General features: G+C 48.1%; 10 protein-coding genes and 1 other RNA gene. 1 reads left to right on the top strand and 10 read right to left on the bottom strand.

Going from position 1 to position 11183, the window contains the following annotated elements; all coding sequences use genetic code 11:
* The 10 genes from ACOSVP_RS02785 to ACOSVP_RS02740 all read right to left on the bottom strand — a co-directional run bounded on the left by ACOSVP_RS02785 (position 1) and on the right by ACOSVP_RS02740 (position 10209).
* On the bottom strand, positions 1-1788 hold the full coding sequence (locus ACOSVP_RS02785) for a peptidoglycan D,D-transpeptidase FtsI family protein (protein WP_487345990.1): 1788 nt from the start codon (positions 1786-1788) through the stop codon (positions 1-3).
* The gene (ftsL, locus tag ACOSVP_RS02780; RefSeq protein WP_487345989.1) at positions 1785-2063 is read right to left on the bottom strand and encodes a cell division protein FtsL; all 279 of its coding nucleotides are present in this window, start codon (positions 2061-2063) and stop codon (positions 1785-1787) included. Before ftsL ends, ACOSVP_RS02785 begins: the two co-directional genes overlap by 4 nt.
* Positions 2056-2994 (bottom strand): 16S rRNA (cytosine(1402)-N(4))-methyltransferase RsmH, encoded by a 939-nt coding sequence (gene rsmH / locus ACOSVP_RS02775; RefSeq protein WP_487345988.1) that lies wholly within the window; start codon positions 2992-2994, stop codon positions 2056-2058. The genes ftsL and rsmH overlap by 8 nt, the downstream gene beginning before the upstream one ends.
* Positions 2991-3446 carry a division/cell wall cluster transcriptional repressor MraZ gene (gene mraZ, locus ACOSVP_RS02770; protein WP_487345987.1) on the bottom strand — a complete coding sequence of 152 codons (456 nt, stop codon included), beginning with the start codon at positions 3444-3446 and terminating at the stop codon, positions 2991-2993. The genes rsmH and mraZ overlap by 4 nt, the downstream gene beginning before the upstream one ends.
* Positions 3447-3609: 163 nt before the next feature.
* An RNA gene (rnpB, locus tag ACOSVP_RS02765) (RNase P RNA component class A) lies at positions 3610-3961 on the bottom strand.
* A gap of 62 nt (positions 3962-4023) precedes the next feature.
* Positions 4024-5346 carry a sensor histidine kinase gene (locus ACOSVP_RS02760; protein WP_487345986.1) on the bottom strand — a complete coding sequence of 441 codons (1323 nt, stop codon included), beginning with the start codon at positions 5344-5346 and terminating at the stop codon, positions 4024-4026.
* A gap of 26 nt (positions 5347-5372) precedes the next feature.
* Positions 5373-6068, bottom strand: coding sequence for a response regulator transcription factor (locus tag ACOSVP_RS02755; RefSeq protein WP_487345985.1), 696 nt, complete (start codon positions 6066-6068; stop codon positions 5373-5375).
* Positions 6069-6248: 180 nt separating this feature from the next.
* Positions 6249-7766 (bottom strand): fumarate hydratase, encoded by a 1518-nt coding sequence (locus tag ACOSVP_RS02750; RefSeq protein ID WP_487345984.1) that lies wholly within the window; start codon positions 7764-7766, stop codon positions 6249-6251.
* Positions 7767-7949: 183 nt separating this feature from the next.
* Positions 7950-9689, bottom strand: a complete 1740-nt coding sequence (locus tag ACOSVP_RS02745) for a DUF2786 domain-containing protein (protein WP_487345983.1) — start codon at positions 9687-9689, stop codon at positions 7950-7952.
* Between the two features lie 94 nt (positions 9690-9783).
* On the bottom strand, positions 9784-10209 hold the full coding sequence (locus ACOSVP_RS02740; protein ID WP_487345982.1) for an HIT domain-containing protein: 426 nt from the start codon (positions 10207-10209) through the stop codon (positions 9784-9786).
* Between the two features lie 85 nt (positions 10210-10294).
* Between ACOSVP_RS02740 and ACOSVP_RS02735 the strand changes: the two genes are divergently transcribed.
* Complete coding sequence (locus ACOSVP_RS02735; protein ID WP_487345981.1) at positions 10295-11164, top strand: SMP-30/gluconolactonase/LRE family protein; 870 nt, start codon at positions 10295-10297, stop codon at positions 11162-11164.
* Positions 11165-11183 lie beyond the last annotated feature (19 nt).

Raw genomic sequence — 11183 nt, 5'->3', positions numbered from 1 at the left:
TCAGTTTCCTTGTACGATTCGATAAGGAGCCTTCTCCGTCTCTTCTAGGCGCACTTCACGCAAACCTTCCGGACGATCTGGTGGAATATTTAACGCAGTCAAAGCGCCCTCCATCACACGTGAAAATACTGGCGCGGAGACTTCACCACCGTAGTATTTTCGACCTTTAGGGTCATTAACCACTACCACCATGGCCAAACGTGGATTAGTGGCTGGGGCAATGCCAGCGAACAGAGAAATATATTGATCGTATTCGTAACCGCTTTCACCAACTTTATGCACGGTACCTGTCTTACCCGCTACATTGTAGCCAGGAATCTGCGCTTTCTTACCCGAACCCTTGGTAATTACGGCTTCAAGCATATGCACCACATCTTGGGCAATGTCTGCCGGAATAACCTGATCACCTTGCGGTGGAATATCCTGCTTAAAGATCGTCACTGGCACCTTGTAACCATGATTCGCAAGAATCATATATGCCTGTGCCAACTGTAAGGTCGACACCGCTAGACCATAACCGTAAGACAAGGTCGCAATTTCAGAGGGATGCCATTTCGGGTGCATAGGAAGTTTACCAGTGGTTTCACCAGGAAATCCTAAACCAACAGGAGAACCAATCCCCAACTCATAGAACATATTCCAGATGGTATCCTGCGGTAGCGAGAGCGCAATGTGTGACGTACCCACGTTACTCGATTTTACCAACACGGTTTCCAAATCGATTTTGCCGTAGTTTCTAAAGTCGCGAATCGTGTAGCGACCAAATTTCATATAGCCTGGGCTGGTATCAATGATGGATTCGGTATTGTATTGACCAGAGCGAAGTGCCGCTGTTACCGAAAAAGGTTTCATGGTTGAACCCGGCTCAAACAAGTCGATAACCGCACGGTTACGCAACTCTTCAGGTTCAAGATCTGAGCGATCATTTGGGTTAAAGGATGGTTGGTTGACCATCGCCAAGATCTCACCCGTGCGCACATCTAAGATCACCGCTGACGCTGAGCTGGCACGCTGCTCAGTAACCACCGCTTTAAGTTCGCGGTAAGCAAGATATTGCAGACGCATATCGATACTTAGCTCGATATTTTCACCAGCCTGCTCAGGCACCTCTTCGCCCAGAGTGCGAATAATGTTGCCTTTTAGGTCTTTCATGTAAGAGAACTTACCAGGCTTGCCTTGCAAAGCCTGATCGTAAGCGAGCTCAAGGCCTTCTTGGCCTCTATCATCAATGTTGGTAAAGCCGACCACTTGCGCAGTGACTTCACCCGCAGGATAAAAGCGTTTGTATTCTTTAATCTTGCTGACGCCCACCACTTGAGCGTCTAAGATCGCTTCCGCTTCATGCGGCGGAATTTGACGCTTCAGATACATGAATCCTTTGTTGCGATTGACTTCAAAACGCTCTTTCAAAAGCGCCGAACCGACACCCATAGCCTCTGCAAGACGAGCAATTTCTTGCTCAGGTGATTTTCGCTCGCCTAACGGCTTAGCCAAGTTTTCTGGATCCGTCGCTAGGGCCCAAAGATCTTTAGGGTTGGCAATCACCGTCCAAGTCGGCGTACTGACCGCCAAGGGTTCGCCGTTACGATCCAAGATCATCCCTCGAGTCGCCGGAATCGACTCAGTGCGAACCGCTCGCATCTCGCCTTGGTTCTGCAGGAATTCTTTATCAAGAACGGTTAAATAAAACAGGCGCCCTGCTGCAACAGAGAACAGTAATAAGGCGATGCCGTACACCAAATGTAGGCGCCAACGGCTGGGTGAGAAACTACGTTCGTTCGTGTTCATGGTTTCACAATGACCAATTCTTCCGGGGTCGGAGCATGCATTTTCAAATCCCTTATTGCTGCTTGTTCCAATCGACTTGGTTGGGTCAGGGCGCTTTGTTCCAACAATAGCTGCCCCCAAACCACCTCATAGTTCACTTCGTCTTTTTTTAGCTTTTGCAGGTACGCAAAGTCCCTACGAAAGTCATACACCTGAATAACCAAGACAATCGCCATCACTCCTAACAACAACAGAGTTGTTAGAAAAGACACCAATTTTGCCGTCTGGCTACTCACTGATTCGCTCCATTACACGCAACACCGCACTGCGTGAGCGAACGTTATCATTCACTTCCCCTTTCGAAGGCTTAATCGCCTTACCCACGGTTTTGAAATGAATATCCAGATGGGTATTAGGAATCGGCAAATGGCGTGGCAAATCTGGCCCTTTGCACATCTTTTTCATAAATTGCTTAACAATGCGGTCTTCCAACGAGTGAAAGCTAATCACCACTAAACGGCCACCTACTTTCAAGGCTTGCGCCGCGGCTTCAAGACCCGTTTCTAGATCGCCAAGCTCGTTATTGATATGGATACGTATCCCTTGGAAAGCACGCGTGGCTGGGTTCTTACCCTTTTCCCAAGCGGGATGAGCTTCAGCAACAATTTTGGCAAGCTGCTTGGTGGTTGTAATTGGCGTATGTGCACGGTATTCCACAATGGCACGGGCAATACGGCGGGAATAACGCTCTTCACCGTATTGATACATAACATCGGCAATTTCTTTTTCCGCAGCGACTGCGATCCATTCAGCTGCACTCATACCCGCATTCGGGTTCATGCGCATATCTAACGGGCCGTCATTCATAAAGCTAAAACCACGGCTAGCATCATCAAGTTGTGGCGATGACACCCCTAGGTCCATCATCACACCGTCAACTTTGTCTGTGCCAAACACTTCTGGAATGTGCTCTGCCATGCTGGCAAAGCTGTCTTGTACGATGGTAAAACGCGAGTCTTCAGCCTCAAGCGCCTTGCCATGACCGATGGCCACTGGGTCTTTATCAAAGCCCAGCATTTTGCCGGTCGTTAAGCGTGACAACACCAAACGTGTATGCCCACCGCGACCAAACGTTCCATCGACGTATGTCCCAGCCGGATCAGTCACCAGCATGTCGACCGATTCGTTCAGCATGACACTGATGTGTTCTGGTGTTGTATCTGTCATAGAGAGATATCCATTAATGTATCGAGTTCTAAATTTTCTAGGCTGACTTCGGACAGGTACTCCTCACGCTGAGCTTCCCACTCTTCCAAGCCCCAAATTTCCAGTTTCTTACCTTGACCTAACAAGGTGGTTTTACGATCGATCTTGGCAAACTCTCGTAATGGCGCAGGCAACAACAACCTTCCCGCACTATCAAGCTCCAAATCGGTCGCATGCCCCACTAGCAAACGCTGTAATCGTCTTGCTTGCGGTTGAAAGGATGGCAATCGATCCAGCTTCTCTTGGATCTGTTCCCATTCAGATAACGGGTAAAGCAATAAACAACGGGACATTGGATCAATGGTGACCACCACTCCCGCATCGTCGTATTGCGCAAATTCATCACGCAGGCGCGCCGGCAAGGACAAGCGCCCTTTTGCGTCCACACTGACCTGATGAATTCCTCTGAACATGCCCATATCCCACTTATCGACACTTTACCCCACAATTTAACACCAAATTTCCGAATAGGTAAAAAAAAACCAAAAAAAATTCGCCATTTGGCGAACTATTTTGGATTTATCTGCGGTTTGCTTTCGAGAAATTTAACTTTGGAGGTAAAACAGAGGGAGAGAATGAGCAAGTTGGCCGATAAGCCGGGTTCTGTCGTGGACAGTCATTCATCTAGGCTGTACATCACTGCACAGCTCAAGCAACCTACCCGAACTCAGTGCGGGTCACACCAATGAGTTCCTATTTGGTCTTGCTTCAAGTGGGGTTTACCTTGCCACACACTGTTACCAGGTGCGCGGTGCGCTCTTACCGCACCATTTCAACCTTACCGGCAGTAAACTGCTTAGGCGGTGTATTTTCTGCTGCACTTTCCGTAGGCTCACGCCCCCCAGGCATTACCTGGCACTTCACCCTGCGAAGCCCGGACTTTCCTCCCCTTTGACAAAGTCAAAGCGGCGACTGTCTGGCCAACTTGCGGTGGGGCATACTACAGGGTGAAGCGCCAAATGCAAGGAAAAAAGCGTTTTTCGCTTAAATTTATGCAATAGGCAAGCAAAAACGCACTTCTAAGCCACCTTCAGGGCGATTGAACGCTTGAATTTCGCCATTGTGAGCCTGCACGATTCGCTTAGCAATGGTTAAGCCCACACCAAATCCACCGCTGTTGGACTCACGTGCAGAAGACGAACGAAAGAAGGCATGAAAGATCTTCTCAAGCATTTCATCCGCCACACCCGGCCCATTGTCTTTAATAGAAATAATGGCCTGTTTGTCCACTTCAGAAGAGCTGACTTCCACCATACCACCCTCACCAGAGTAAAAGCAGGCATTACGCAAAACGTTTTCCACCGCATGGCGTAACTGGACCGGATCACCGTGCAAGGACTTGGGCTGCTCCCCCGTTTTAGTGATGGTAATCCCTCTTAACTGCGACTCAAATTGCACATCATCGACGATATCGGTCAACCAAGATTGCAGTTCAATCGGTCCCTTTTGCATTGAAGCCGCCTCGAGGCGAGACAAGGTCAATACTTGTCCGATCAACTCATCGAGCTCATGCAATTCATTACGAATCCGATCCAGATAATTCTGCTGCGCTGGTTGCCCATGCTTATCCTCAGCAATGGTTAGCGCCACCTCAATACGTGCCAAAGGTGTACGCAGCTCATGAGATACATCACGCAACAAACGCTCCTTAGAGGTCAGCAGCGTCTCGATACGGCTCGCCATTTCGTTAAACTCACGTGCCAAGTTACCAATCGCATCCTTACGTTTGACCAAACGACTGTCGACACGAGCGGTCATCTCGCCCTGACCGAACGATCGAGTAATCTTTTGCAATTTCAGTAAAGGCCCCATTAACCAATAGGCCAAGATACCACTGGAAACAAACAAGCCCAGCAACGACAACATCGCAATCGCCCAAGGGCTAATGCTGTCATTATTATCCTGCGGCCTAAACACCAACAAATACTGGGTGTTACTGGCACCAATTACTTGAATAAACTGGCTGCGACGGGCATCAGCAAGCGCCTGTACCTCTTCGGACCCTACAGCATCATCTAGCGTAGGCGGCTCGCGAAAATTACGTGGCAATGGGCGCAACAAGGGACGCCCATTTTCTTGATAGATAAAAATACTTCCATGCAGCTGCTTTTCAAAGCGACGCGCCTGCTCTTGCAATGCGCTAGTGCCATCTTTCTCATAGGTGGAAACCAAGCTGACACCAATATCGCCCAGCACATCGGCCGAGACCTGGTCTCGGTCTTCTAGAAAGTCAACCACCCCTAGACCGATTGCCACCACAACCATGTTTGAAAACAATACAACTAAGAAAACGCGTAAAAAGGTATTTTTCATACAATCAGGCAACCAGCGCTATTGGCTTAGTTTTCTGCTCCATCTACAAAGATGTAGCCCACACCACGAACCGTTTTAATACGCGGCTCACCGTTTTCAAAGTTCCCCACTTTCTTACGCAGGTTACTGATATGCATATCCAAACTGCGATCGTACATAGTCAGCTTACGACCCAAGGCTTTTTCAGACAGCTCTTGTTTCGTCATTACCTGACCCGGCACCATCATCATGCACTCCAATAGAGAATACTCTGATGTAGTCAGCTCAATTGGCTCATTGTGTAAGTAAACGGTGCGATCACGGCGACGCAATAACACATCAGATAGATTCAAATCTGACATAGGATCGTCTTCACGCTCTTGTGAAGAACGACGCAAGATAGCTTTAATACGCGCCAACAGTTCACGTGGGTTGAACGGTTTAGACAGGTAATCGTCGGCCCCCATTTCCAACCCTAAAATACGATCAATATCATCGCCTTTCGCCGTTAGCATGATCACAGGAATCGCACTCTTATTACGAATCTGCTTCAAGGTTTCAAAGCCATCCAACACAGGCATCATGACATCAAGAATGACAATATCAGGGCGATCTTGCTCCATGTAATCCAAAGCTTCTTGACCATTCCAAGCATGAGTCACCTCATAACCTTCACCGTCGAAGTATTCCTTTACCAAATCTGATAGACGAGCATCATCGTCCGCTAAAAGCATCTTAACCATAATCAACCCTTAAAATGTAAAGTTGTTTGACAGATTCATAGTATGGTAGTAAGCGAACAAAAAAACCCCTCTTTTCAAAGAACTGACAATTTTTGCAATGGGCCTGACAATTTGGCCAATAAAAAACGCCCTGCTGACACTGCCAGCAGGGCGTTTTAGGAAAGAAAGCAGTCTTAAAACTTACTTCACTTCAATCACTTGCGCTTCGATTTTCGCTTTCCATTCAGCAGGACCTGTTAAGTGCACAGAAGTACCCGCAGCATCAACGGCAACCGTTACAGGCATATCAACCACGTCAAACTCATAGATCGCTTCCATACCTAGCTCAGGGAATGCCACCACTTCGGCTTTCTTGATAGCTTTAGACACTAGGTATGCTGCACCACCCACTGCCATTAGGTACACAGCACCAAACTCTTTGATTGCTTCGATCGCCACTGGGCCACGTTCCGCTTTACCGATCATGCCCAATAGACCTGTTTTCTCAAGCATGGTGTGAGTGAACTTATCCATACGAGTCGAAGTCGTTGGACCCGCTGGACCTACTGCTTCGTCTTTCACTGGATCCACTGGACCTACGTAGTAAATGAAGCGGCCTTTCAGATCCACTGGCAACTCTTCGCCATTGGCCATCATTTCCACCATCTTCTTATGTGCCGCATCACGGCCAGTCAGCATTTTGCCGTTAAGAAGAACGGTTTCACCCGGTTTCCACTCTTTCACCATTTCTGGTGTCACTTCATTCAGGTTCACGCGACGAACGTTTTCACCCACTTCCCAGGTAATATCTGGCCAATCATCTAGTGATGGCGGCACAAGATCCGCAGGACCAGAACCGTCTAGCACAAAGTGCGCATGACGCGTTGCCGCACAGTTAGGAATCATCGCCACTGGCAGAGACGCCGCGTGTGTTGGGTAGTCCATGATTTTCACATCAAGCACTGTGGTTAAACCACCAAGACCTTGTGCGCCGATACCTAGATTGTTAACCGCTTCAAAAATTTCTAGACGCAGTTCTTCTACGCGATTTTGTGGGCCACGCGCTTTCAGTTCATGAATATCGATTGGCTCCATCAGAGATTCTTTTGCCATCACCATGGCTTTCTCAGCAGTACCGCCGATACCGATGCCCAACATACCTGGCGGACACCAGCCAGCACCCATAGTTGGTACCGTTTTCTTTACCCACTCAACGATTGAGTCAGATGGGTTTAGCATAGCAAGCTTGGACTTGTTCTCAGAACCGCCACCTTTTGCTGCCACATGCACTTCAACCGTGTCACCAGGAACGATTTCCATGTGGATCACAGCAGGCGTGTTGTCTTTGGTGTTTTTACGTGCACCAGCAGGATCGTCAAGAATTGACGCACGCAATACGTTATCTGGGTGAAGGTAAGCACGACGGACACCTTCGTTAATCATGTCAGTCACGCTCATAGAGCTTTCCCACTGAACATTCATACCCACTTTAACGAATACCGTCACGATACCCGTGTCTTGACAGATTGGACGCTTACCTTCCGCACACATGCGTGAGTTGATAAGGATCTGAGCCATAGAATCTTTGGCAGCTTGGCTTTCTTCGCGCTCGTACGCTTCGTGCACCGCTTTAACAAAGTCTAGGGGATGGTAATAAGAGATGAACTGTAGGGCATCTGCCACACTAGTGATCAGATCGTCCTGTTTAATAATGCTCATGCGTCTCTCCTGCTGAGAATTATGCTTTTATGGGGAAGCAGAATGTTAAAAGATGCGCCGTGGCATTAAAAGGCAAAAGCAAAATTTTCAGTAAATATACTGCACATTCACAATATCAATGGAGAAAATCAAAATGAAAAAGCCCCATTCTTGCTGAATGAGGCTTTATATTTAAACCGCCGATTAGGCTTTTTGCGAAGAGCGGGGATTTCTGACCGAGTGCTGTACGTATTCTTCCAGAATAGACGTGGTGAACTTCTCACGCTCAGTAAGAGAGTGAATTTGCTCCGCCTCCCAGTTAATCAAACAAATAAACACCGAGTATTTATTGATACAACCATAATCTAGATCACGCACGCTGATTTGATGGTTCTCCATTAGCTGCAACACTTGCTCGATCACTTTCTGACTTTCAAAGTGACTGACCCCTTCGATGCTTTTTAGCAGACGCTCAACGCGCTCAATAGGGTTCTCGGATGCTCTAGCGGATTGCTCCTGACGACTCATCATCAGAAACTTATCTAGCATTTCTTCAGTGTATAGCTCACGTTGGTGCACATCGGCAATCTGCGCACTTTCGCGTTCAAGCAGACGAATAAACAAGCTCTTGTTGCGAATATCGGAGAATTCCAAATCGCGCAAACTCAAGCCACTGTCCTGCATAATCGTAATCACGGTTTCATAAGATTCGATAGCCTGTTCGTCGCCACGAGCCGCCAGCGCCAAATGGCGACGTAACTCATGCATGATCTTGGCGGCGCGGTAATCTTCTTTTAGCTGCAAGTGCTGAGCGTATTGCTCTTTACAGCCTTGCAGGCGATCAGACAATTCAGAGTAGCCTTGCTGCGCATCTTGCTCAGCGCGCATGGAATCGACGCGCATTTGCGCTCGTTTCGCCTCCCATGCTTCAAACGCACGGGCTCTTGCTTGAAACGCACGCTCCATGGCTTCTTCAAAACTCTGCTCAATTCGAGCACGTTCAGTACGTTCACGCAGCTCTTCCTGCTCTACTACCGCACGCTCGCTACGTTTGCTGCGCAAGGCCTGTTGCGCCTGTTCAAGCTGCCCTTCTAAGCCAGCCATTTCCACCAACACAGCGGACTCATCAAAATCGACCAACATGCCATGCACTTTAGTCCAGTATGAGTCTTGTTCAAACGGCACATCTGGATTACTAGAAGCGTACTGATTACGCAGGGTCTCTTTAAATTGTTCACCAGACGGGCGGAACGCATTAGCGGCATTAATCACATTATCGTGGCTGTAAAAGCGCTCTTCGGTTACCGGCTCTTTTTCTTCGGCTGCGTTCATTTCTGGCTCTGAGAAGGAATTGTCTTGAGATGCATAACTGTCAGCATCAGCAAGGGTATCAATGTTATCTTGTTGGGGTTCACTAGCCGTAATATCAGCCTCGGCTTCATCTAAGCTTGACTCCACCTCAGCTGCAAACACTTCGACATCAAGTGCATCGTCTGTTGCCGTGGTTTCGATATCTTCCGCTTCGTAAGCGCCAGTCTCAAATGAAGACATCACTTCCTCTTCGGGCTCGTCAACCTTATTGGCAGTAGCTTGCTCTGGGCTAACAACCTCGTCCAAATCATCGAGAATGGTTCGGGCGTTAGCGTATGCTCGGCTTGCCTCAGTCGGCTTTTCACTAAAACGACGCTGAGCGAAGGATTCTGTTGCAACAGCGGGGCGCTCAACCTTAGCGTAGCGCGGCGTACCGCTCCAGTTCACCTTGAACAGCATTGCTCGGTCACACAGCTGATACATGGGAATTTCACCCTGAGACAGACCATTTTGAAAGATGATTGCCTCTGCATGACGCAGCGCCATCGACGATTCACTTGAATTTGTAGACGTTGCAAGATTCAGAAGCTTAACAACTTTCCCAATCGCTTTTTTTCTTCGTCTGATACTCATTCTTATGGCGCCCTTTTATTATCTGTGTTCCCGTTGCATCCATGAATCACTTCTGTAGCTCAAGACTCAAACCACCGCCGAAGTGACCTGGCTACTATTTGTACGCTGTCACTAGATCATCTGCAAGCAGACCTGTTACTTTTTGCAAAATGCTGGCCAACTCTTCTTCGCTGTAGGCCTCTTGGGATATTTTCCCCCACACAGGCTCTGGCCAGCATTCATCTTGCTCAAAGCGGGCAACATGGTGCAGATGTAATTGACGTACCTTATTACCAATGGCGGCAACATTTAATTTATCCGGTGAAAAAATGTCCTGCACGGTTTCCGCTACGAGGCAACTTTCTGCCATCAGCTGCATTCTTTCCTCTGGATCGAGGTGATGAATCTCCTCAACCTCTTCACGTTTAGGGACCAAAATAAACCATGGAGCATTGCGATTATTAATGAGGCGCAACTGACAAAGCGGAAAATCGCCGATCCACACCGAATCTCTCTCTAAAACTGCATCTAATTCAAACATGTAACTGACTTCCTATTTACTTTGTGGCCTTACATAAGCACTATAGCATTCTATTTTTAATTCTACCCTACGACTTGGAGTTCCCATGACGGAAATGCGTTGTGTCCTAGACGCAAAAGCCAAACTCGCAGAGTGCCCTCGCTGGGATGAAAAAGCTCAGACTCTTTACTTTGTTGACATCGATTCATTCGAATTGCACGCCTATAACACCGTTTCTGGTGATCACACCGTGCGCCGCTTCGATGAAGAAATCGGTTGTTTTTCCCTAGCTGAAAATGGCGGCTTTATCGCAGCCTTTCGCTCTGGTGTCTACACATTTTCAGACTTTAACGCTCCTTTAGTTGCTTACTGGCACGCCGATTACGATCAAAAAACCACGCGCTTCAACGATGGTCGTTGTGATCCTTCTGGACGTTTCTTGGCGGGCACCATGTATTCGCCAAAAGATGCTTTTCTAGGCGGCTTATACCAGTTTGAAAAGGGTCAACAGCGCTTGCTCGACCAAGCCGCATGGACCTCTAATGGTCTTGCCTTTTCGCCTGATCAGAAAACCATGTACTACTCTGATACGCCGAATCACATCGTCTACCAATTTGACTACGATGTGGCAACTGGCGCCGCAACTAACAAACGTACCTTTATTGAATTTCCGCGTGGCAACGGCCGCCCTGATGGCGCAGCAGTAGACAGCGAAGGCAATTATTGGTCGGCTCTATACCAAGGGCAACGCGTGGTAAAAATCAGCCCAGCGGGTGAAATCCTAGCGGAATACCCGCTGCCAGCGACCTACCCAACCATGGTGGCTTTTGGTGGCAAAGATATGAAGACGTTATTCGTATCCACTTGCCGAGCAGCACAAACAGACGCTGAACTTGAGCAATTTCCTCAAGCTGGCGGCATCTTTGCCTTAGATGTTGAAAATGAAGGCCAAATTGAATTCCGCTTTGCGGGTTAATTTCATCACTTATTTATAG

Source organism: Marinomonas sp. HM11-D (genome assembly GCF_057626615.1).
Note: the sequence above shows the minus strand (reverse complement) of the source record. Positions and strands in the feature narration are given on the sequence as shown.

What these genes read in the sequence shown, in the direction of transcription:
- ACOSVP_RS02735 (WP_487345981.1), top strand. Translation starts at nt 10,295, where the DNA reads ATGACGGAAATGCGTTGTGTCCTAGACGCAAAAGCCAAACTCGCAGAG.
- rsmH (WP_487345988.1), bottom strand. Translation starts at nt 2,994, where the DNA reads ATGACAGATACAACACCAGAACACATCAGTGTCATGCTGAACGAATCG.
- ACOSVP_RS02750 (WP_487345984.1), bottom strand. Translation starts at nt 7,766, where the DNA reads ATGAGCATTATTAAACAGGACGATCTGATCACTAGTGTGGCAGATGCC.
- ACOSVP_RS02745 (WP_487345983.1), bottom strand. Translation starts at nt 9,689, where the DNA reads ATGAGTATCAGACGAAGAAAAAAAGCGATTGGGAAAGTTGTTAAGCTT.
- ACOSVP_RS02755 (WP_487345985.1), bottom strand. Translation starts at nt 6,068, where the DNA reads ATGGTTAAGATGCTTTTAGCGGACGATGATGCTCGTCTATCAGATTTG.
- ACOSVP_RS02785 (WP_487345990.1), bottom strand. Translation starts at nt 1,788, where the DNA reads ATGAACACGAACGAACGTAGTTTCTCACCCAGCCGTTGGCGCCTACAT.
- mraZ (WP_487345987.1), bottom strand. Translation starts at nt 3,446, where the DNA reads ATGTTCAGAGGAATTCATCAGGTCAGTGTGGACGCAAAAGGGCGCTTG.
- ACOSVP_RS02740 (WP_487345982.1), bottom strand. Translation starts at nt 10,209, where the DNA reads ATGTTTGAATTAGATGCAGTTTTAGAGAGAGATTCGGTGTGGATCGGC.
- ACOSVP_RS02760 (WP_487345986.1), bottom strand. Translation starts at nt 5,346, where the DNA reads ATGAAAAATACCTTTTTACGCGTTTTCTTAGTTGTATTGTTTTCAAAC.